Annotated in this window: 17 protein-coding genes; 15 read left to right on the top strand and 2 right to left on the bottom strand. The window is 63.4% G+C overall.

All coding sequences use genetic code 11. The features are described from left to right. The first annotated feature begins 189 nt into the window (after positions 1–189). From E5K00_RS19165 to E5K00_RS19150, 4 genes are all read left to right on the top strand, one after another. Positions 190–885 carry a CoA transferase subunit A gene (locus E5K00_RS19165; RefSeq protein ID WP_135464880.1) on the top strand — a complete coding sequence of 232 codons (696 nt, stop codon included), beginning with the start codon at positions 190–192 and terminating at the stop codon, positions 883–885. 112 nt (positions 886–997) lie between these two features. Next, a complete protein-coding gene (locus E5K00_RS19160; RefSeq protein ID WP_135464879.1) occupies positions 998–1,660 on the top strand; it encodes a CoA transferase subunit B in 663 nt (220 codons plus the stop codon). A 92-nt stretch (positions 1,661–1,752) separates the two neighbouring features. Then, entirely contained in the window at positions 1,753–2,568 is an 816-nt protein-coding gene (locus tag E5K00_RS19155; RefSeq protein WP_135464878.1) for a hypothetical protein, read from the top strand. Between the two features lie 311 nt (positions 2,569–2,879). After that, complete coding sequence (locus E5K00_RS19150; protein WP_394346334.1) at positions 2,880–4,421, top strand: carbon-nitrogen hydrolase family protein; 1,542 nt, start codon at positions 2,880–2,882, stop codon at positions 4,419–4,421. A 314-nt stretch (positions 4,422–4,735) separates the two neighbouring features. On the opposite strand, the gene E5K00_RS19145 is transcribed toward E5K00_RS19150, so the two are convergent. Beyond that, positions 4,736–6,781 (bottom strand): HelD family protein, encoded by a 2,046-nt coding sequence (locus tag E5K00_RS19145; protein ID WP_135464876.1) that lies wholly within the window; start codon positions 6,779–6,781, stop codon positions 4,736–4,738. 489 nt (positions 6,782–7,270) lie between these two features. Here E5K00_RS19145 and E5K00_RS19140 point away from each other — a divergent pair, with 489 nt between their 5' ends. The 5 genes from E5K00_RS19140 to E5K00_RS19120 all read left to right on the top strand — a co-directional run bounded on the left by E5K00_RS19140 (position 7,271) and on the right by E5K00_RS19120 (position 13,642). Next, on the top strand, positions 7,271–8,371 hold the full coding sequence (locus E5K00_RS19140; protein ID WP_135464875.1) for an HlyD family secretion protein: 1,101 nt from the start codon (positions 7,271–7,273) through the stop codon (positions 8,369–8,371). 52 nt (positions 8,372–8,423) lie between these two features. Continuing rightward, entirely contained in the window at positions 8,424–9,110 is a 687-nt protein-coding gene (locus E5K00_RS19135) for a DUF4956 domain-containing protein (protein WP_135464874.1), read from the top strand. Then, positions 9,100–10,446: a TolC family protein gene (locus tag E5K00_RS19130; RefSeq protein ID WP_135464873.1), complete on the top strand. Its 1,347-nt coding sequence runs from the start codon at positions 9,100–9,102 to the stop codon at positions 10,444–10,446. Before E5K00_RS19135 ends, E5K00_RS19130 begins: the two co-directional genes overlap by 11 nt. A 193-nt stretch (positions 10,447–10,639) precedes the next feature. Further along, on the top strand, positions 10,640–11,374 hold the full coding sequence (locus E5K00_RS19125) for an SDR family oxidoreductase (RefSeq protein ID WP_135464872.1): 735 nt from the start codon (positions 10,640–10,642) through the stop codon (positions 11,372–11,374). 234 nt (positions 11,375–11,608) lie between these two features. After that, positions 11,609–13,642 carry a DUF4394 domain-containing protein gene (locus E5K00_RS19120; RefSeq protein ID WP_167856950.1) on the top strand — a complete coding sequence of 678 codons (2,034 nt, stop codon included), beginning with the start codon at positions 11,609–11,611 and terminating at the stop codon, positions 13,640–13,642. A 100-nt stretch (positions 13,643–13,742) separates the two neighbouring features. Here the strand turns inward: E5K00_RS19120 and E5K00_RS19115 are convergent, their stop codons facing one another. Next, a complete protein-coding gene (locus tag E5K00_RS19115; RefSeq protein ID WP_135464870.1) occupies positions 13,743–14,468 on the bottom strand; it encodes an RDD family protein in 726 nt (241 codons plus the stop codon). A 105-nt stretch (positions 14,469–14,573) separates the two neighbouring features. Here E5K00_RS19115 and E5K00_RS19110 point away from each other — a divergent pair, with 105 nt between their 5' ends. The 6 genes from E5K00_RS19110 (at position 14,574) to E5K00_RS19085 (ending at position 21,421) form a co-directional block, all read left to right on the top strand. Continuing rightward, the gene (locus tag E5K00_RS19110; protein ID WP_135464869.1) at positions 14,574–15,536 is read left to right on the top strand and encodes a stage II sporulation protein M; all 963 of its coding nucleotides are present in this window, start codon (positions 14,574–14,576) and stop codon (positions 15,534–15,536) included. Positions 15,537–15,543: 7 nt separating this feature from the next. Next, positions 15,544–16,575 (top strand): hypothetical protein, encoded by a 1,032-nt coding sequence (locus tag E5K00_RS19105; RefSeq protein WP_135464868.1) that lies wholly within the window; start codon positions 15,544–15,546, stop codon positions 16,573–16,575. An 82-nt stretch (positions 16,576–16,657) separates the two neighbouring features. Further along, positions 16,658–17,395: a DUF4129 domain-containing protein gene (locus E5K00_RS19100; protein WP_245328349.1), complete on the top strand. Its 738-nt coding sequence runs from the start codon at positions 16,658–16,660 to the stop codon at positions 17,393–17,395. A 10-nt stretch (positions 17,396–17,405) separates the two neighbouring features. Then, the gene (locus E5K00_RS19095; protein ID WP_135464866.1) at positions 17,406–18,806 is read left to right on the top strand and encodes a DUF4350 domain-containing protein; all 1,401 of its coding nucleotides are present in this window, start codon (positions 17,406–17,408) and stop codon (positions 18,804–18,806) included. A gap of 165 nt (positions 18,807–18,971) precedes the next feature. After that, positions 18,972–20,012 carry an AAA family ATPase gene (locus E5K00_RS19090; protein WP_135464865.1) on the top strand — a complete coding sequence of 347 codons (1,041 nt, stop codon included), beginning with the start codon at positions 18,972–18,974 and terminating at the stop codon, positions 20,010–20,012. Between the two features lie 59 nt (positions 20,013–20,071). Further along, entirely contained in the window at positions 20,072–21,421 is a 1,350-nt protein-coding gene (locus E5K00_RS19085; RefSeq protein ID WP_135464864.1) for a DUF58 domain-containing protein, read from the top strand. Positions 21,422–21,425 lie beyond the last annotated feature (4 nt).

The following is a 21,425-nucleotide window of genomic DNA, read 5'->3' as shown; positions in this document are numbered from 1 at the left end:
GTTGGAACAGTAAACAAACGACCCCAAGCGAGATTCCTCGGCAAGCTCGGAATGACGTTCTTTTGACAAGCTTGTCATAGCCTGGTACTGACAGCAGAAGGCAGCCCGTTCGTCTACCAAGGCGGGCGGGCGGCTTCAGTTCCCGGGCATCTTGCTATTTTCGACCCGCAAACCCTCCTTTCCCACCCCATGATCAACAAAGTAGTAGCCGATGCCCAGGCGGCCCTGCACGGCCTCACCGACGGCATGACCCTGATGCTCGGCGGCTTCGGCCTGTGCGGCATTCCCGAAAACTCGATTCAGGAAATCCTGCGCCTGGGCGTCAAAAACCTGACCTGCATCAGCAACAACGCCGGCGTCGACGACTTCGGCATCGGGCTGATGCTGCAAACCAAGCAGGTGCGCAAGATGATTTCGAGCTACGTGGGCGAGAATGCCGAGTTTGAGCGGCAGCTGCTCTCGGGCGAGCTGGAAGTCGAGCTGATTCCGCAGGGCACCCTGGCCGAGCGTTGCCGGGCCGGCGGGGCGGGCATTCCGGCCTTCTACACCCCGGCCGGCTACGGTACCGAAGTGGGCGAAGGCAAGGAAAGCCGGGAGTTCAACGGCAAGATGTACCTGCTCGAAACCGCCCTGCACGCCGATTTTGCCTTCGTCAAGGCCTGGAAGGGCGACACGGCCGGCAACCTCATCTACAAGGGCACGGCCCGCAACTTCAACCCGATGATGGCCACGGCCGGTAAAATCACCGTGGCGGAAGTGGAAGAGCTGGTACCCGCCGGCGAGCTGGACCCCAACCAGATTCACACGCCCGGCATCTTCGTGCAGCGCATCTTCCAGGGCAGAGACTACGAGAAGCGCATCGAGCAGCGCACGGTCCGGAGCTGATTTTTCGCGCAGTGGTGCGCAGTGGCCGACGCGGTGTCTCGCAGTGTCGTGCAACGAACCACTGCGTACCACTGCGGTTTTCCCACCCCGAGACACTGCGTGAAATACTCTTATGGCACTAGACAAACACGGCATTGCCAAGCGCATTGCGCAAGAAGTAAAAGACAACTCCTACGTCAACCTCGGCATCGGCATTCCGACGCTGGTGGCCAACTACATTCCCGCGGGCATCCACGTGGAGCTGCAAAGTGAAAACGGCCTGCTCGGCATGGGCCCCTTCCCCACCGACGACCAGGTCGACCCCGACCTGATCAACGCCGGCAAGCAGACCGTGACCACGCTGCCCGGCTCCAGCCTCTTCAGCTCGGCCGACTCCTTCGCCATGATTCGCGGGGAGCACGTGGATTTGACCATTCTGGGCGCCATGGAGGTGTCCGAAAACGGCGACATTGCCAACTGGAAGATTCCGGGCAAGATGGTCAAGGGCATGGGCGGCGCCATGGATTTGGTGGCCTCGGCCAAAAACATCATCGTGGCCATGCAGCACGTGGCCAAGGATGGCAGCAGCAAGCTCCTGCCCGCCTGCACCCTGCCCATTACGGGTTTGCGCTGCGTGAAGAAAATCGTGACCGAGCTGGCCGTGCTCGACGTGACGCCCGACGGCTTCGTGCTGCGCGAGCGGGCCCCGGGCGTATCGGTGGAGCAGATTCAGGCGGCTACGGCCGGCAAGCTGGTGATACCCGCGGCGGGCGTGCCCGAAATGCAGGGCGTGTAGCGGCTGCCGGCCCAAGCTGAGTACAATGAAAGCGGGGACTTCGGGTCCCCGTTTTCGCGTAGCTTTCCTCCCGGATTCTTCTTTCGCCGCGTATGCGCCTTTTCCTACTCGTGTCTCTGCTCCTGCTGTTGCAGCTGCCCACCCGGGCCTCGCAGGTCGTGGTGGGCATTGTCTCGAAAAACCTGCTGGTGTGGGACGTCTGGGAAAAAGACCCGCAGAACCTGACCCACCGCCTGCTGCTGCACAGCAGCGCCGCCCAGGACGTGCGGGTGGAAATCCGGCTGCGGCAGTACCGGGAAATGAATCGGGTGCCAGCCCCCAGGGGCAAAGTAGTGTTTCGCGGGAAGCTGCCCCCCGGGCAACTCACGCAGCTGCGCTACCCGCACTCCCCCACCGGGCACGACTTTCTGGAGGTTTTCGAGAATGGACGCTCGGTGGGCCTACTCGAAATCAACAGCCGCCGGCCCGAGGCCGCCCTGGTACAAAACGGCCTGCGCTTCTATACCAACACGGGTGCCAATGGCGGCCCGCTGGATTACTGGCTGGGGTTTGAGTCGCTTTATGCCGGGCCCTCGCGCCTGGTTTTTCACCGCTTCCAGGGCTACCCCGAGGAATACCAGCTCGTGCAAATCAGGCCCGGCCTGGATACCCTGTTCCACCGCCCCGCCAACCTGGATTCCCTGGCCGCTTCCGACCCGTCCATTCTCCGCCTCGACGCGGCCCACCCGCAGGCCCAGGCTGCCCGGCCTACCCAGGACGCTGCTTCCGCCGTTGGTATGCTCACCCTGGAAACTGAGCTGATGAGCCAGTCTTACTACTACGACGAGCAGAAAAACCGGCATCCGCAGCGGCAATCCAGTGGCGGCTCCCGGCGGTTTATTCCGGTGTTTGCCCGGCCCCAACCGTAGCGCGACGGGTCCGGCTAAACCAGTTGGGGCTTTTGGGTGTTAGGCAGGGCAAGCCGCCAAAACTCCTCCGGAGCCGTACAAAGGCTTAGCGGCCGCCCAGGCTTGGGCGGCCTTTCCGTATTTTTGCGTTCATTCTTCCCCGATTCCATATGGCCACTTCTGCAAATGGCAAGGCTGGCGGCAGCCACGCCAAAAAAATAGATAAACCGACCACCTCGGCGGCCGAGCTGCTCACGCCCACGGCCGTACCGGCTCATAAGCTGGTGCTGCGCACCCTGCGCCGCTCCGATTTCAAGGCCGTAAAGGCCATCATGGACAAGGTGTACTCCAACATGGAAGGCGCCTGGTCGGCCGAGGAGTTCGGGGCCCTGATCCGCAAGTTTCCCGAGGGCCAGATCTGCATCGAGGACAACGGCGAGGTGGTGGCCGCGGCCCTGGCCATCATCGTGCAATACTCCGACTTCGGCGACCGGCACACCTACGCCAAAATCACCGGGCACGGCAAGTTCAATACCCACAACCCCGACGGCGACACGCTCTACGGCGTCGATGTGTTCGTGGACCCCGAGTACCGCTCGCTGCGCCTGGGTCGCCGCCTCTACGACGCGCGCAAGGAGCTCTGCGAAAACCTGAACCTGCGCGCCATGGTGGCCGGGGGCCGCATTCCGGGCTACGCCGCCTACGCCAACGAGATGACGCCGGCCAAGTACGTGGAGATGGTGCGCAATAAGGAAATCACCGACCCCATCCTCACCTTCCAGCTCAGCAACGAGTTTCACGTCCGCAAAATCATCCGCGGCTATTTGCCCTACGATTCCGAATCCAAAGCCTTTGCCACGCTGCTGGAGTGGATCAACGTGTATTATGAGGAAGAGGAAAAGCTCATTGGCAACCAGAAAAGCAACGTGCGCATCGGCATCGTGCAGTGGCAGATGCGCGCCACCCGCTCCCTGGAAGACCTGTTGCAGCAGATGGAGTTCTTCGTCGATACCGTGTCGGGCTACAAGTCGGACTGCGTGCTGTTCCCCGAGTTTTTCAACGCCCCGCTGATGGCCCTCACCAACGAGGACTCGCCGGCGGTGGCCATCCGGGCTATGGCGGCCTTCACTGAGCCCATCAAGGTGAAAATGATGGAGCTGGCCGTGAGCTACAACATCAACATCGTGGCCGGCTCGATGCCGGTGTACGAGGATGGCAAGCTGCACAACGTGGCCTACCTCTGCCGCCGCGACGGCACCGTGGACGAGCAGTATAAGCTGCACGTGACGCCCGACGAAGCCAGCTACTGGGGCATGCGCGGCGGCGACAAGCTCAAGTGCTTCGACACGGACTTCGGCAAAATCGGCATTCTGGTGTGCTACGACGTGGAGTTTCCCGAGCTGGCCCGCATGCTCTCGGACGAGGGCGTGAAAATCCTGTTCGTGCCCTTCTGGACCGACACCAAGAACGCCTACCAGCGCGTGCGCATCTGCGCCCAGGCCCGGGCCATCGAAAACGAGTGCTACGTGGCCATTACCGGCTCGGTCGGCAACCTGCCCCGGGTCGAAAACATGGACATTCAGTACTCGCAGAGCGCCGTGTTCAGCCCCTCCGACTTCGCCTTCCCCCACGATGCCATCGTGGCCGAGGCCACGCCCAACACGGAGATGACCCTGATTGCCGACCTCGACCTGGATTTGCTCAAGGACCTGAACACCAGCGGGGCCGTGCGCAACCTGCGCGACCGGCGCAAAGACCTCTACTCGCTGAGCTGGACCATCAAGAAGTCGGACCGCGACGAGGAGTTGCTGGCCCAGGGCACCGACGAGCGCCACCCCCGCGTGAGCAAGCGCAAAGCCATTGCGGCCGGGTAAATCTGGTAAGCTCCCATAAAAAAGCCCCGCATCCTGTCCGGATGCGGGGCTTTCTTATGGGGGGTGAGCTGGCGCGCAGTATTCCGGTTATCTGGTTCGCACTCTTCGCAGCCGCTCGGCTGTGCCGAGTGACGACTACGCGTGAGCAGCTCCGCTGCGAAGTAAGCCGCGCCTCTGGAATGACCTTATGGCGCGGGACGCTCGCGGCAGAGCCGCTCCGGTGTAGGTGTCACTCGGCAATAGCCGAGCGACTGCGCAAACGGCGTTACATCAGCAACGACGAGACGCAAAATATTGCGTCTCTACTTCCAACTTTAAGCCGATAAAAAGCCTGTCAGCTCGCCGGAATAGGTGAGCGTGAGGCGGTGCATGGCCCGGGTGCAGGCCACGTAGAGCATGCTCTTATCGACCTCCGTTTTGAAGGTGCGGGCGGAGGCGAAGGGCACGATGACCTCGTCGAACTCCAGCCCTTTGGCCAGGTGGGCGGTGGTGATGATGACGCCTTCCTTAAAGGTCGTGGACTCGTCGGTGAGCAGGTGCACGGTGGGCGCTTGCAGCACCTGGTACGCCCGTTTGGCCTGGGCCAGGGTTTTGCAGATGATACCCAGGGAATGGCTGCCGGAAGTCTGAAAACCTTGGATCAGCTCTTGGATGGCTTGCAGCTCTTCATCCTGATTCCCATAGCGCACCACGGCAGGCTCCGGGCCGTGGCGCTCCAGCGGCAGGATGTCGGGGTTGGGGGTGATGCGCTGGGCGAAGGCCGTAATTTCCAGCGTCGAGCGGTAGCTGCGCAGCAGCCGCACCACGTCGGCCTGCGGAAACACCCGCTCGATGGCTTCGGCCGAGGAGGCGCTGTAGGGGTTCACCGTCTGGCTCACGTCGCCCAGAATGGTCTTGCGGCAGGGAAACAGGCGCGACAGCACGGCGTACTGCACCGGCGTGTAGTCCTGCATTTCATCCACCAGCAGGTGCTTCACCTGGTCGTAGGCCGTGAGGCCCTCCAGGCGGATGCGCAGGTAGATCAGGGCAAACACGTCGGCGTACTCCAGGTGCAGGCGCTGGTCGAGCTTGAGCAGCTCGGGCCGCCCGATCCAGCGGTAAAAGTCGCGGTAGAGGTCCAGCACGCTGTGCAGCTTGAACAAGCGCGGCAGGGCGTCGCCAATCGTGTTTTTCTCGCCGTTGGTCAGCTTGCGGCCGGCCGCGTCGCGCACGTAGGCCCGCACGTCGTTGGCCACCAGGGCAAAGCGCTTCAGCAGCGGCACCCGGTGGTAGGTCCGGAACTTCTGCTGCAAAAAGGCCACCGGCACCACGGTGCGGCCCACCCGCAGGTCGGCCCACTGGAAGTAGGTATTCTCGATGTGGAGCAGGAACTGATTGAGCTTGCTCAGAAACTCGAACGACGACTTGAACCGGATCCGCTCGATAAAGGCCGCGTCGTGGTGCTCCAGCAGGGCCTGCACCTGCTCGAAAAAGGTCTGGAAGGTGTAGTGGCTTTCCAGCAGGTCGGCGGCCAGCTCTTCCATGCCCAGCTCCGGGATGTGCTCCTCCCCCAACTCGGGCAGCACGTTGGAAATGTAGTCGGCAAAGACCTTGTTGGGCGAAATAATCAGAATGTCCTTGGCGGCAATGGTTTCGCGGTAGCGGTAGAGCAGAAACGCAATGCGGTGCAGGGCAATGGAGGTTTTGCCCGAGCCGGCCACGCCCTGAATGACCATCACCGTCGCGTCCTCGTTGCGGATTACCGCGTTCTGGTCGCGCTGAATGGTGGCCACGATGGTCTTCATCTTGTCGTCCGACGACTTGGCCAGCTCTTGTTGCAGCACGTCGTCGTGGATGTTCACCGCGCTGTCGAGCATGAACTCCAGGCGGCCGTCCCGGATTTTGTACTGCCGCTTCAGCTCGATAGCGCCCCGGATAGTGCCGCCGGGCGTGACGTAGGAAGCCTCACCCAGCTCGAAGTCGTAGAACAGCGAGGAGATGGGCGCCCGCCAGTCGTAGATCAGATTCCGGCGCTGCTGCTCATCCAGAAAGGAATAGATGCCGATGTAAACCGGCACGGCGGCCTGGCCTTGCGGGGCGAAATCGAGGCGGCCGAAGTAGGGCGACTGGCCCAGCTTGAGCAGCTTGCGCTTGCGGGTCACGGCGGCCTCGCCCGTGAAGGCCATGCGGTTGATGGACTGGCCGGCGGCTACCATGTCGGCGTCGTCCATGCCCGACTGGTGCTCGTGGATGTAGCGCTTTTTCTCGCGCAGCTCGTCGGAAAACTGCTTTACCGCGTCGTCGACGCGCCGCACGGCCAGGGTGAGCTTCTCCTTAATTACTTCCAGGTATTCCTTTTCTTCCTGCTGGGTGGCGTTCATCACGGGCGGTTCTTGGCAAATGGACCCCAAAGGTGCCAGCAAATTCCGAATTAGCGGACAGGACGTAGGCAATTTCTTCGGCGCCGGCTGGGTTGCCCGCCCCAGCCGGCTGCTACCGGAACCAGCTACCGGCCCCGGCAGACTGGTAAAGAATCAAGCCTAATAACTCAGCAACCAAAAGTACCTATCAGACCTTATCAGTGGGCAAAACGCTACGTTACAGGGTTTTATTTATTGTAATTGTTATAATATTTATTGCAATAATAGTATATTATCCTTTCTAAGACAGGAAGGGGCCTCGTAGCCCTTCTCAACCGGAACATCGTCACGCCCTACTGCCATGTTCACGCCAACCAAACCGTTGCCACCCAGCTTAGCGAGACTCACTGAGCCTCGGTGCTGGAGCCTTGGTTCTCCGGGCGCTGCTTGGTGGTGCCACCCGGCCAGGCTTTCCAACTCAACCCTCCGCACTACTCATTCTTATGCCCAATGCTAACCGCTTTGCTGCTAGTGAAGAAAAATCTACTCCTGGTCGCGGGCCCCGTGGTGCTGGCGACGACCCTGCTGCGCCTCGACCACCCCACGCTGCCCTACACCGTGGAAACCAGCGGCCTGATTATGCCCGTCAGCGAGTGGACGCTGAGCCGGGCGGCCAACGGCAACTTGGTGTCGGCGCTCAAAGACAACCGCACGGGCAAGCTGACGGCGCTGTCGGCTTCCGTTTTTCAGCGCGGAACCCAGGCCAACTTTCACCTGCACCCCCGGCTCTACCGCCAGGCCACGCTGGCCAAGGGCGACACGGTGGGCAGCCTGTTTTCCAACCAGGACCACGAACAGCTGGTGCAGCTGCAGGGGCAGCTGGCCGAGCAGCAGGCCGAGCTGCGCCTCGTGGAAACCGGCCAAAAGCCCGCCGACGTGGAGAGCACGGCCAGCCAGGTGGCGCTGGCCCGGCAGGAGCTGGCCGCCCAGCGCCTGCTCACCCAGCGCACCCAGGCCCTGTACCACGACTCGCTGGCTTCGCGGCAGGAATACGAAGCGGCCCTCAACCAGCTGCGGGTGCGCGAGCTTACCGTGCAGCTGACGGGGGCCAACCTGCGGTCGGCCAGTACGGGGGGGCGGCCCGAGCAGCGGCAAGTGATTCGCGCCCGCATCCGCGCGCTGCGGCAGCAGATCCAGCAAATAAACCACAGTCTGCAGGACCGCACGTTGGTGGCACCGGTTGCGGGCACCCTGCTGCTGCAATACGCCTCCGCTAACCCGACCGAAGAAGTACTGGTGGCCGTGGCCGATAACTCGGCGTACGTGGCCTTGTTGCCCGTGGCCTACACCGAGAAAGAATACGTGCGGGTGGGCCAGGGCATCGAGGCCGACATTACCGGCACCACCCACACCACGCAGGGAACGATAATCGGGCTGGACAATACGGTGCAGATGGTCGATGGCCGCCAGGCTTTCTTCGTGACGGCCCTGCTGCCGGAGAAAAGCCTGCCTCTGGTGCCGGGCATGGTGGTGCGCACCCGCGTCTTCTGCCAGCCGCTGTCGGTGCAGGGCTACGTGGCCCGCTTTGCCCGCTCCCTGTTCCTGTACTAGGCCGGAGCCCCCGCTGCCGCGCGCCCGTTCTACCCTGCCAGCCCTCCCCCAAATGCACTCCGCTCTGCCAGACGTCTTTAACTTCCCCATTACCCTGCGCGAGGTGCTGGGCAACACGTTCTGGGCCACACTGTGCGGCCTCATCATCGCGGGGTTTTACATGCTGGCCTTTCGCAGCGGCAGCTACTCGCTGAATTTGATCAAATCCATCGTGATGCTGACCGTCATTACGGCGTTCGTGATGCTGGTGGTAGGCGACAACCTGGCGCAGGCGTTCAGCATGGTGGGCATCCTGTCCATTATCCGGTTTCGGACCTCGCCCAAGGATGCGCAGGGGTTCATGTACCTGTTTTTTGCCCTGGCCATTGGCCTGGCCTGCGGCAAGGGGCTGCACCTGGTGGCCGTGGTGGGCTGCCTGCTGATTGGCCTGGTAACCAGCCTCATGGCCCAGGTCCTGACCAACGTGAAATCCCGCGTGTACCTGCTGACGTTGAGCCTGCCCGGCGGCGCGGCGGCGCGCCAGGCCTACCACCAGGTCCTGGACTCGTTTTGCCAGCGCTACCGGCTGGTGGGCACCAAGGCGTCGAAAAAAGCCGGTAACGCGAAGGACACCCCGGACCTGCTGCAGCTGCGCTACGTGGTGGGCCTGAAAGACGAGCAGGCCGACGACGCTTTCGTCGATGCCCTGCGGGAAATTGAGAGTATCCGGGAAGTAAGCCTGCAAGCCGATGAAGAATAGCTTCTGCTGCTGGTGGAAAAGCACCTGCTGGGCCGGGCCGATGGTGCTGGTGCTAAGCTTGGGTGCCAGCACCCAGGCCCAGCAGCGCTGGACGCTACCCCAGTGCCTAGCCCAGGCCCAGCAGCACAGCCTGGAATTGCAGCTGGCCCAGGTGGCCCAGCGCAAAAGCGCGGCCCAACTGACCGGGGCCCGACGCTTATTCCTGCCCACGATAGAGGCCCGGGTGCGCTCGGCCAGCAACTGGGGCTTTCTGGTCGACCCTTCCACCAACGAGCTGTCCAACCGCTTCAACTTCGGCAACCAGGCCGCGTTGAATCTGAGCCTGAACCTGTTCGACGGCTTTGCCACCACCAATCAGCTCAAGCTGCGGCGGCAGCAGCTGGCCGCGGCCGACTACGACTACCAGGCCAGGGCCAACCAGGTGCAGCTGGAAGTAGCCGCCGCATTTTTGCAGGTGCTGCTGGCCCAGGAACACTTGCTGAACTCCCGGCAGCGGGCGGCGGCGCTGGCCCGGCAAGAGCAGAAAGTGAAGGCCCAGATAGCCCGGGGTACGCTCAGCAAGCGGGATCTGCTCGCCGTGCAGTCGCAGGTAGCCGCCGAGGGGCTGCTCACCGTAGGCGCCGAAAACAGCGCCGAGCGGGCCCGGTTTGACTTGCAGCAGCTTTTGGGACTACCAGCGCAGCCGGAGCTGGCCGTGCAGCCCGTGCCTCTGGCCGCCGGTCCCACGGCGGCGGAGGCAGTTTCCCTGGCCGAAGCGCTAACCGCCGCGGCCGCCTGGCTGCCGGAGCTGCGCGCGGCCCAGACCCGGATTGAGGCCGCCGGCTACGCCCGGCAGCTGGTCAGGGCCAGCTACCGACCAGCCCTGGCGCTGACGGGGCAAGTCGCCACGCGCACGTCCAACTACGAAGACCAGCGGTTCGGCCTCCAGGCCCGCGACAACCTGAACCGGCAGCTGGGCGTGTCGCTGCTCATCCCGTTGTTCAACCAGCTGCAGCTCCGCACCGCCGACCACGTGGCCCGGCTGGAGGAGCTGGCCGCCCAACTCAGCTACCAGCAGGTGGCCCGCGCGGTGCAGGGCAGGGTGGGCGCGGCCTTGCTGGAGTGCCGGGCCGCCGCCCGCCGGTACCAGGCCCTGCAGCTGCAATACCAGGCCGCGGAAGCCGAATACCGCTACGCGGAAAAAGTGTTCGAGCTGGGCGGTACCGACGCCGTAGCGTTCGGCGTGACGCGCAGCCGCCTGGTCGGGGCGCAGTCGGAGCTGGTGCAGGCCAAGTACGACTGGTGGTTCAAGCAGCAGATCCTGGCTTTTTACCAGGGCAAGCCCCTGGCGCTGTAGGCTGCCCGCGGCGCAGTGTCGGGAGTTTCATCCCGGGTACAGCCCGAAACGAGCCGTCTGGGAACGTTCCCGACGGTTTTTTTGGGCTTTGATCGGTAAAGCCTTCTAAAACCGACTTTTATTTGGGTAAACTTCCGGGGGCAACCCTGCTTTTTCCTCTCGGACTTCCCCTGTACTTAAGCCCTTCCCTCCTATGAAATCTGTTCTGATTACCGGTGCCAACCGCGGCCTGGGCCTTGAGCTTACCCACCAGTACCTGGAGCGCGGCGACCAGGTCTTTGCCGCCACCCGCCAGCCCGACAGCGCCACCGACCTGCGGGCCCTGGGCCAGCAGCACGAAGGCCGGCTGACGGTGCTGCCCCTGGACGTGACCAGCGCCGACTCGCTGCGCGCGGCCTACGCGCAGGTGGCCGCCGCCACCGACCACCTCGACATTCTGATCAACAACGCCGGCATCCTGCCCGGCCACCCCGGCTCGGGCATCGACGACGACAGCTCGGAAACGCAGAAGCTGGGCCAGCTGCGCTACGAGGATGCCATGCAGGTAATCGGGACCAACGCCGTGGGGCCGCTGCTCGTGACCCAGCAGTTTCTGCCCCTGCTCAAGGCCGGCCACAAAAGCCGGGTGGTGAGCCTGTCCTCGGGCCTGGGCTCCCTGGAGCTGAAGGCCTCGGGCAGCCACTACCACTACAGCGCCAGCAAGGCCGCCATGAACATGTACATGCGCACCCTGGCGGCCGAGGCCGGCCACTTCGGCATCATCTCCATCATGGTCGACCCGGGCTGGATGCGCACCGACATGGGCGGCACCGGCGCGGCCCTGCCCGCCGCCGACTCGGCCCGGGGCATCATCCGCCTCACCGACCAGCTGCACGCCGAGGAAAACGGCAGCTTCGTGACCTGGCAGGGCAAGCCCGTGGCCTGGTAGGCGGCTTTAGCCAACCTATTCTACCGAAAAAGGCGACCCTGACGGGCCGCCTTTTTTATGGTAGGCCACTGAGCAGCATGGCGTTATTGCTTGGCAGCAGTTCAACAGAGGAGCAATTCATTAATCCTCAATAGATTAAAAATAAATTAAAGTAAATCCATAGTTCGATACAACGCCGTAGAGCTGGTATCGGTCATGGGTATGACTGGCTACTCTTTTATTTTCTCTTCTATCATGACTGCAACCTCTACTTCCGGGCGTTCCTTATTGCGTCGCACACTTCTGGGCCTATCCGCTCTGGCGTTATCGGCTACCGCCGCCCAGGCCCAGACGGTGTATGGCCTGGCTTCGGTGTATGGCCTGAATACTCCCTCGCCCAGCACCAGTGCCTCCTTGGTATCCTTCAATGCGGCATCCCTAAGCACCGCAGCCACGCTGCCCGTGCTGACGCAAGTAGTCATTACGGGCGTAACCAGCGGACAGTCTTTGGTAGGCCTGGACGTGCGCCCCAACACCGGGGAGCTGTTCGCGCTGGGTTATAACGCCAGCAACCAGCAGACCCAGCTTTACACGCTCAACCGCATTACGGCCGTAGCCACCCCGATAGGAGCGGCCCAAACGCTGAACCTGGGCACGCTCGGCTTCCGCATCGGGTTCGACTTCAATCCGACCGTCGACCGGATCCGGGTAACCGCCAGCAACGGGGCCAATCTGCGCCTGAACCCGAACAACGGCGCCCTGGCCGCCACGGATGGCCCGCTGGCGTATGCTGCCACCGACCCCAACGCCAGCCAGACGCCCGTCGTCGGAACATCGGCTTACACGAACAGCTATATCGGGGCCAGCGGCACCACGCTCTACAACATCGACGAGCAGAATGTGCGTCTGGTAACTCAGTCGCCACCCAATAACGGCACGCTGAATACGGTAGCGCCCATTACGGGCATAAACGGGGGGGCTCTCACCCTGGCCAGCGTGCCCAACGACCTCGACTTTTACTTTAACCCGACCACCGGAACCAATACCGCCTACGTCAGCCTTACGGAGTCGGACCTGTTCAACAACGAAACCTTCTTTTTCACGCTGAACACGACCACCGGCGCAGCCACGCCGGCTGGTAAAGTCAGAACCGCAAGCAACGCAGTGGTTACCGATTTTGCCTTCGCCATCGACCGGCCCGCCACGCTGCCCGCCATTACCGGGCAGTTGGCTTACGCGCTGGCCGGCACCAACCTGATTTCCTTCGACACGGCCCAGCCCGGCCTGATCCGGACGGCCACCGGCATTACGGGCGTCGATGCCGCCCAGACGCTGGTGGGCCTCGACGTGCGGCCCCTGAACAACGCCTTGTACGCGCTGGGCTACAACGCTACCACCCAAAACGCGCAGCTCTACACCATTAATGCCGGCACGGGCGTAGCCACGCCAACCAGCGCCCTTATTCCCCTGACCCTGGGCACCGGCAGCATCAGCTTCGACTTCAACCCCACCGTCGACCGGATTCGGGTGGTGGGCGCCAACCGCAACAACTACCGTCTGAACCCGGTAAACGGGACCCTGGCCGCCACCGACGGCCAGCTAACGTATAGCTCGGGCCCCAACTCGCCCACGATTGGTGCGGTGGCCTACACCAACAGCTTTACCGGCGCCAACTCCACCACCGGCACCACGCTCTACACCTACGACGAGGTGCTGAACCTGCTCAACATCCAGAGCACCCTCAATCCGCCCGCCGACGGCCAGCAGACCATTGTGGGCGGCTCCGGCATCACTGTCAATTCGGCCGCGCCCAACGTTGATTTGGATATTTACAGCACCGGCGTGGGGGTGAATACGGCTTACCTGACGGCCACGCCCGGCACGTCGGTTAACAGCAGCCTCTACACCGTGAACCTGGCGACGGGCGCCGCAACCTCCGTCGGGCAGATTGGCAACGGCATTACCGTGCGCGACATTGCCGTGGCAGCCGCTACGGGCGTGGCCACGCCGGTGCGCAACCGCGAAGAGCTGGTGGCAGGCCTGAGTTTGTATCCTAACCCAGTAGTCGACCAGGCTCGTTTGGCCTTCACCCTGCCCCGCGCGGCGCAGGTGACGCTGGTGGTTACCGACGCCCTGGGCCGGCAGGTGGAAACCCTGAACGCCGGCACCCTGAAGGCTGGCCCCCAGACGCTGGCCTGGACCAGCAAGGCCGGCCAGGGCCTGTATTTCTTCACCCTACTGCTCGACGGCGAAACGGCCGGCACCCGCCGGGGCGTGTTGTTGCGCTAAGCACCGGCTGCCCACGGGCAGTTGGCCGCAATAGTTAAAAAAAAGGCCCGCTACGGTAAGTAGCGGGCCTTTTTTTGTTTGTCGGCTGCGCTGCAGGAGGCTATTGCAACGGAGCATTCAGATGGGCATGGTCGCGCAGCACGGTGCGCAGAAACGCCTCATCGATCAAGTCGGTGCTGATGCCGGTCAGGCGCTTCACTTTGTTGGCCACCTCGTTGAGCAGCAGATAGTCGCCGCGCTTCAGGCTTTGGTAGAGCAGCCGCCGGATCAGGTCCATGTCCGGGTCGGTGAGCACGCTGATTTGCGGAAACACCACCACGTAGTTGTCGAGCAGCGTGGCTTCCACGGCTTCGGCGCTGGCCTCCGGGGGGCGGGTGCTGACCACTACCGTGTTGGCGGCCATGTCGCCGAGGCGCTGCCCGCGGCCGTTGAGCAGCACGGCGACCGTGGCCACGCTGCCAAACGTGGCCATAATTTCAACCAGGCCCAGCAGCCAGCGCAGCAGGTAGTCGCCGAGCTGGGGCCGCGACCCGTCGCGCCGCGTGACTCTGATGCGGCGGGTAAGCTTGCCCAGGCTCTGGCCATTAAAGAAAATCTCGCTCAGCGGGTGGTAAAGTAGCACGGGCAGGCCCACCACGACCACCGTCAGGTTCTGGCGCAGGCTGTAGGCACCGATGGTGGCGCGCTCAATGAGGTAGGTCGCCACCCCGCTTACGACCAGCAGCACCAGCCCGTCGATCAGCTGCGCCAGGATCCGGTCGCCCACGCTGGCTACTTCATATTCCAGCGCCACGTTCTGGGCGGTTTGCACGCGAATCGTACTCATGGGCAGGGTGGGCTTGAAACCGGAAAAACGCCGGCGGTACGTGGCCTATTTGTTTATATTTGGCAGCTGCCGCTATTGGCCGCTGCTTTCTGAGGTCGGCGCCGCATGCGCGAAGTTGTTTTTCTGCGTCAGAACCAGGCCAAGTGGCAGCGCTACGAAAGCACGCCGGCCAATGGGCCCGACGAGCTGGCCGCCCGCTTTGTCGAGCTGACCGACGACCTGGCCTACGCCCGCACCTTCTACCCGGACTCTTCTACCACGGCGTATCTGAATACGCTGACGGGCAAGCTACACCAGGCCCTGTACAAAAACAAAAGCGTGGAGCCGGGCCGGTTCGCCGGCTTTTGGCGCCGGGAGCTGCCCCTGCTGGTCGCCCGCCACCACCGCCCCCTGCTGCTGGCCCTGCTGTTTTTCCTGCTCTGCACGGCCCTGGGAGTGCTGTCGGCCGCCCTCGACGAGACGTTCGTGCGGGTAGTGCTGGGCGACGCCTACGTGAATCAAACCCTGGAAAACATTGAGCGCGGCGACCCGATGGCCGTGTACAAGGGCGAAAACGAAAGCGTGATGTTTCTCTACATCACGCTCAACAACATCAAAGTGTCGCTGATGGCCTTTGCCAGCGGCCTGCTGCCGGGCCTGGGCACGGGCACCATCCTGTTCCGCAACGGCCTGATGCTCGGGGCCTTTCAGATGTTCTTTTACCAGAAAGGCCTGCTGCTGCCCTCCGTGCTGACCATCTGGATTCACGGCACGCTGGAGATTTCGGCCATCGTGCTAGCCGGCGGCGCGGGGCTGGTCATGAGCCGGGGCATCCTGTTTCCGGGGACCTACGCCCGCCGCGAATCGTTCCGGCGCGCCGCCCGCGACGGCATGCAGCTGGTGCTGGGCCTGGTCCCGATTTTTATCACGGCCGGCTTCCTGGAAGGCTTCGTGACCCGCCATACCGACATGCCGCTGCTCCTGAGCCTGCTGATTATCGGCAGTTCGGCCGGTTTTATCGGCTGGTATTTTATTCTTTACCCTTTCCAGCTGTACCGGCGGCACGTGGCCCCGGCGGCACCCTACTAACCCGGTTATGAATCAGTTGACCTATACCCGCGCCAGCGACTTTCTGCGCGAGCGGGACTTCGGCCGTAAAATCGAGGCTTCGTTTGAGTTCGTGCGGGCCCACTTCCGGCCCCTGGGCCGCTGCCTGCTCTACATCGTGCTGCCCATCATGCTGATTCAGGGCATTGCCAGCGGCCTGCTTCAGTCGCGCCTGGGCGGCGTATTGCAGGTCTGGAGTAACCTGCTAAAATCGGGTGGACGCGGCCAGCTGGAGTCGATGCAGCTGGCTTCCGACCTGATTAAGGGCCCGGAATACTGGGTAACTATTGCCGCCAGCCTGTGCTCTTTTACCCTGCTGATTCTGACGGTGTACGGCTACGTGGTGCTGCGCCTGGAAAAAGCCGACCCGGCCGAGTCCGTGACGGTACCGGAAGTGTGGGCCGTGGTGCGGCAGCGCTTCGTGGGCGCCCTGCTTTCCTTTTTTGGCCTGGCCTTTTTGCTGTTCGCGGTGGTCATAGCTCTGGCCCTGGCCGGCTCGCTGCTCGTGGTGCTCATCACGAAAAATCCCGGCCTGATTGTGCTGCTGATCCTGGCGATGTACGGCGCTATGGGCTACGCGGCGGTAGTGCTGAGCCTGTTCTTTATCGTGCAAATCCGGGAGCGGACCGGCTTTTTCGCTACCATCGGGCGCTGCTTTTCCCTGGTGTGGGGCAAATGGTGGTCCACGTTCGGGCTGATCCTGGTGATGAGCCTGCTGATTATGATGCTGGTGGTGGTCGTATTCGGCCTTACTTCCTTGATCAGCAACCCCTTCGCCGGGGCTACGGCCCGCCCCGACGCCGGCAGCCTGGGCGCGGTGCTGCCGATTGTGGCTTCCTGCCTCAACTCGGTGGCCGTGCTGGCCCTCTACCCACTGCTGTTTCTGGCCCTGGCTTTTCAGTATTTCAACCTGGTGGAGCGCAAGGAAGGGCAGGGACTGTACAGCCTGGTAGATGCCATTGGCGCGCAGCCCCAACCCGCGCCCCGCCGCTACCAGCCCGACGACGAAGGCGAGTATTAACCCCGGCAGCCCCACTATTCACCCGTTTCTGGCTTTCCTTTCCGTGCTTCTGCCTATGTGGCCGCGTTTCTTGCTTTGCGCTTTGCTGCTGCTGTTTCAGACGGCGGCGGCGGTGTCGGGAGCCGTAGCCCAGCCGGCGCGCCACCCGGCCCGCTCCGCCGCCCCGCTGCCCGCCGACCGGACTTCCCGCGTCACGCTGCGGCAGCCTCCGGCCGGGCGGCTGCGCGCGTACCGGGAGCAGCGGGCGTTTCAGTACGTGGAAGCACGCAGTGAGCGGAGCGGCTCGTCGTTGCTGTGGGCGCGGCTCTGGAACTGGCTGGATACGTTTCTATCGACCAAAAGCGGCCGGGCAGCCTGGGAATACGGTTTCTATACCTTCCTGATCGGGGCGCTGGGCTTCGTGGTGCTGAAGCTGCTGCAGGTAGATCTGACGCGGGCTTTCGGCCGGGCGCCGCGCCGCAGCCCCTTGCCCTACGATGCCGCGGCCGAAAATATCCACGCCCTGGATTTCAACGCCCTGCTGGCCGAGGCCGAAGCCGCCGGCAACTACCGGCTGGCCGTACGCCTGGGCTACCTGGCGGTGCTCAAGCAGCTCACCGACCGGGGCCTGATTCAGTGGCAGCCGGAAAAAACCAACCACGACTACCTGCGCGAGCTGACGGCCCGCCCGCTGCGGCCCGCCTTCCGGGAACTTACCCAGCAGTTTGAATACGTCTGGTACGGCGAGCAGAACGACTTGCCGGCGGCGCACTACGCCCTGGCCCGCGACGCCCGCGTGGCGCTGCAGCAGCTGATTGCCACCTCCCGCCCCGCCGTTTAGCCAGCTCCCCATGACGACTTTCCGCTGGTACCTGCTCGGTCTGATTTTGCTGTTCAGCGGCTACGTGGCCGTGGAATACTACCGGCCCAAACCCCTGAACTGGCGGCCTACGTTCGAAAACAAGGACAAGATTCCCTACGGCACCTACGTGCTCTACCAGCTGCTGCCCGACGTGCTGGCCGTGCCGCCCCACGACGTGCGCGCCATCCGGGTGCCCATCTACAGCCAGCTGGAAGGCCGGGACGAACCGACGGCAACAACCACCGAACCGGTGTACCTGGAGCAGGAAGAAACCGCAGGGACGCCGGCCGCCGACGCGGCTTCCGATACGCTGGCCCAAGCTTCGGCCGACTCCAGCCAAGTAGCCGGTGACAATGAATACGGCGGTGACGAGGACGATTACGGCGCCGGTCTGGCCGGGTCTGATTACGCCACGGGCACTTACCTGTTCGTCAACGAGGCGTTTAGCCTCAGCGCCGCCGACGGACGGGCCCTGCTACGCCACGTAGCCCGCGGCAACGACGTTTTTATTGCCGCCGAACAACTAGACTCCCGCCTCGCAGACACGCTGGGCTGCCGGATAGCGCCCCTGCCGGCGCTGTTTGCCCAACCTGCGGCCGGAGCCGCCCCCGATTCGGTGCGCTTACTGCTCAGCAATGCCGGACTGGCCCGGGCCGCGGGCCGCGGCTTCCGGCTTCCGGCCACCGGCGCGGCGTACCGCATCCGGCCCGACAGCGGCCTGCACGCCACGGCCCTGGCCACCGACGAACAAAACCGCGCCGTGCTCGTCCGCATTCCGCACGGCCGGGGCCACCTGTACCTGTGCTCGGTGCCGCTGGCTTTCACCAACTACTTCGTGCTGCGGCCCGCCACCAGCCCGTTCGCCTTTGCGGCCCTTTCCTATCTGCCGACGGGCAGGCCCATCTGGTGGGACGAATACCAGAAGCAGGGCCGGCTAGGCAGCCAGTCGCTGCTGCGGGTCGTAATGGCCCACGACGCGCTGCGCCGGGCGCTGTATCTGGGGTTAGCGGGCCTCGTGCTCTTTGCCGCGTTTGAGGCCAAGCGCCGGCAGCGCGTCATTCCGGTGCTGGCCCCGCTGCCCAACTCGACGCTGCAGTTTACCCGCACCGTAGCCAGCCTCTACCGGCAGGACGGCGACCATGCGTTGATTGCGGAAAAGAAAATCGGGCTGTTTCTGGAATTTCTGCGCGGCCACCTGCACGAGCCCAGCCTGGACCTGAACGACCCCGCCACCCGGGAAAAGCTGGCCAGCAAAGCCGGCCGGCCCGTGCGGGAAGTAGAGCTTTTGGTCAGAACCATTAACATGGTTCGCACGGCCAACCGGGTTTCCGACGCCGATTTACTGAACCTGAGCAAAGCGCTGAACAGCTTCCGAAAAGCCATTGCGTAAAATATTGCATTATGCCTCAAAATAGGATTATACCACTTTATAACTATTCCAATAAACCACTCTTGCGCCGTATAACCCGCCAGTCCGCCAACATATGATCCGGCTAATTAAATAATTTCTTTTTCATCTCCGTCCTCAGCTCGTCATTCCGACTTTCATCTTCCAATGGAAAATACGCCATTTGCCTCTTCCGCTCCCGGCTCCGCAGAGCCTGCCGCGCCTTCGGCGGCCCCAGATTCTGCCTTCGCGCCCCGCACCGATCTTAGCCGGCTGAGCCAACAGGCCGAGGCCGTGCGGCAAGAGCTGAGCAAGATTATCGTGGGCCAGCACGCTTTGGCCGAGCTGCTGCTGACCGCCATCCTGGCCGATGGCCACGTGCTGCTGGAAGGCGTGCCGGGCGTAGCCAAAACCCTGACCGCCAAGCTGCTGGCCCGCACCTTATCCGTGCCGTTCAGCCGCCTGCAATTCACCCCCGACCTGATGCCCTCCGACGTGCTGGGTACGGCGGTATTTCTGCCCAATAAGGCGGAGTTTGAGTTTCGGCCCGGCCCCATTTTCGCCAGCATCGTGCTGATTGACGAAATCAACCGGGCCCCGGCCAAGACGCAGTCGGCCCTGTTTGAGGTGATGGAAGAGCGGCAGGTAACGCAGAACGGCACCCGCTACGCTATGGCCGACCCGTTCGTGGTGCTGGCCACCCAAAACCCGATTGAGCAGGAAGGCACCTACCGCCTGCCCGAAGCCCAGCTCGACCGGTTTCTGTTCAAGCTGAACGTGGGCTACCCCACCCTGGAGGAGGAAGTAGCCATTCTGCGGGGCCACCACGCCGGGCAAGGCAGCGCGGCCCTCGACAGCGTGCAGGCGGTGCTGACGGCCGACACGCTGCGGGAATTGCGCCAGCAGGTGCAGCGCCAGCACGTGGAGCCCCACCTGCTCGACTACATTGCCCGCCTGGTGGGCCAGACGCGCACCCACAAAAGCCTCTACCTGGGTGCCTCACCCCGGGCTTCGCTGGCCCTGCTCAACGGTGCCAAGGCCCTGGCCGCCCTGCGCGGCCGCGACTTCGTGACGCCCGAGGACGTGCAGTTTCTGGCGCCCCACGTGCTACGGCACCGCATTCAGCTTACGCCGGAGCGCGAAATGGAAGGCCACACCCCCGACGACGTAGTGCAGCAAATCATCCAGCAGATTGAGGTGCCGCGCTAACCGCCGGGCTTTTCCTCGCCCGGATTTTTGCTTGTGCGGCCCGCTATTTCCCTCCCGATTTGAAGTCTCTGTTTCTGACCCCGCGCTTTTTCTTTTTGCTGGCCGCAGTAGTAGCCGGGCTGGCCGTGGCCTTTTTCGTGCCGGGCCTGCTGGCGCCCGTGCAGCTGGCGGCAGGCCTGCTACTGGCCCTGACGGTAGTCGACCTGCTGCTGCTGTACGCCCCTACCCGACAGGGCGCCGGCGGCGTATTTGCGCGCCGCGTGCTGGGCGATAAGCTGGCCAACGGCAGCGACAACGACGTGGCCATCTACCTGGAAAACCACTACCGCTTCCCGGTCAGCACGGAAACCATCGACGAGATTCCGGCTCAGTTTCAGCGGCGCGACCTGCTGTTTCGGGCCGACCTGCCGGCCGGGCAAACCACCGTGATTCGCTACCAGCTGCGGCCCGTGAAGCGGGGTGAATACGGTTTCGGGATGGTCAACGTGTTCGTCAGCACGCGGCTGGGGCTGGCGCAGCGCCGCTTCCGCTGCGGGCCCGAGCAGATGGTACCGGTGTATCCCTCATTTCTGCAGATGCGCCAGTACGAGCTGCTGGCCATCAGCAACCGGCTGACGGAGGTGGGCGTGAAGCGCATCCGGCGGGTGGGCCAGAGCCTGGAGTTTGAGCAGATCAGGCCCTACGTAGCCGGCGACGACCCGCGTACCATCAACTGGCAGGCCACGGCCCGTCGCGCCGGCACCGGGGCCGAGGCCCTGGTCGTGAACCACTACCAGGACGAGCGCGCCCAGCAGGTGTACTGCCTCATCGACAAGGGCCGGGCCATGCGCATGCCGTTCGAGGGCCTGAGCCTGCTCGATTACGCCATCAACGCCACGCTGGTAGTCAGCAACATTGCCCTGCTCAAGCACGACAAAGCGGGCCTTATCACCTTCGCCGACCAGCTGAGCGCCGTGGTGCCGGCCGAGCGGCGCACGGGCCACCTGCAGAAGCTGCTGGAAGTGCTCTACCGGCAACGGACCAAGTACCTGGAAACGGATTTTGAGCGGCTCTATTCTACCGTGAAGGCTAAAATCCGGCAGCGCAGCCTGCTGATTCTGTTTACCAACTTCGAAACCCTCAACGGCCTGCACCGCCAGCTGCCCTACCTGCGCCGCCTGGCCAAAGACCACCTGCTGCTGGTCGTGTTCTTCGAAAACACCGAGCTGCAGCACTACCTCCGCCAGCCCACCACGACCACCGAAGACGTCTACCACCAAACCATTGCCGAGAAATTTGCCCAGGAAAAGCGCCAGATCGTGCGGGAGCTGCAGCGCTACGGCATTCACAGCCTGCTCACGCCCCCGCAGCAGCTGACGGTCAACACCCTCAACCGCTACCTGGAGTTTAAAGCCCGCGGCCTGATTTAGCGGA

Origin of the sequence: Hymenobacter aquaticus (assembly GCF_004765605.1) — a bacterium.
Classification (GTDB): domain Bacteria; phylum Bacteroidota; class Bacteroidia; order Cytophagales; family Hymenobacteraceae; genus Hymenobacter; species Hymenobacter aquaticus.
Note: the sequence above shows the minus strand (reverse complement) of the source record. Positions and strands in the feature narration are given on the sequence as shown.

Coding starts and splice junctions, on each gene's coding strand:
- E5K00_RS19165 (WP_135464880.1), top strand. CDS start 190: ATGATCAACAAAGTAGTAGCCGATGCCCAGGCGGCCCTGCACGGCCTC.
- E5K00_RS19160 (WP_135464879.1), top strand. CDS start 998: ATGGCACTAGACAAACACGGCATTGCCAAGCGCATTGCGCAAGAAGTA.
- E5K00_RS19155 (WP_135464878.1), top strand. CDS start 1,753: ATGCGCCTTTTCCTACTCGTGTCTCTGCTCCTGCTGTTGCAGCTGCCC.
- E5K00_RS19150 (WP_394346334.1), top strand. CDS start 2,880: ATGGACAAGGTGTACTCCAACATGGAAGGCGCCTGGTCGGCCGAGGAG.
- E5K00_RS19145 (WP_135464876.1), bottom strand. CDS start 6,781: ATGAACGCCACCCAGCAGGAAGAAAAGGAATACCTGGAAGTAATTAAG.
- E5K00_RS19140 (WP_135464875.1), top strand. CDS start 7,271: ATGCTAACCGCTTTGCTGCTAGTGAAGAAAAATCTACTCCTGGTCGCG.
- E5K00_RS19135 (WP_135464874.1), top strand. CDS start 8,424: ATGCACTCCGCTCTGCCAGACGTCTTTAACTTCCCCATTACCCTGCGC.
- E5K00_RS19130 (WP_135464873.1), top strand. CDS start 9,100: ATGAAGAATAGCTTCTGCTGCTGGTGGAAAAGCACCTGCTGGGCCGGG.
- E5K00_RS19125 (WP_135464872.1), top strand. CDS start 10,640: ATGAAATCTGTTCTGATTACCGGTGCCAACCGCGGCCTGGGCCTTGAG.
- E5K00_RS19120 (WP_167856950.1), top strand. CDS start 11,609: ATGACTGCAACCTCTACTTCCGGGCGTTCCTTATTGCGTCGCACACTT.
- E5K00_RS19115 (WP_135464870.1), bottom strand. CDS start 14,468: ATGAGTACGATTCGCGTGCAAACCGCCCAGAACGTGGCGCTGGAATAT.
- E5K00_RS19110 (WP_135464869.1), top strand. CDS start 14,574: ATGCGCGAAGTTGTTTTTCTGCGTCAGAACCAGGCCAAGTGGCAGCGC.
- E5K00_RS19105 (WP_135464868.1), top strand. CDS start 15,544: ATGAATCAGTTGACCTATACCCGCGCCAGCGACTTTCTGCGCGAGCGG.
- E5K00_RS19095 (WP_135464866.1), top strand. CDS start 17,406: ATGACGACTTTCCGCTGGTACCTGCTCGGTCTGATTTTGCTGTTCAGC.
- E5K00_RS19090 (WP_135464865.1), top strand. CDS start 18,972: ATGGAAAATACGCCATTTGCCTCTTCCGCTCCCGGCTCCGCAGAGCCT.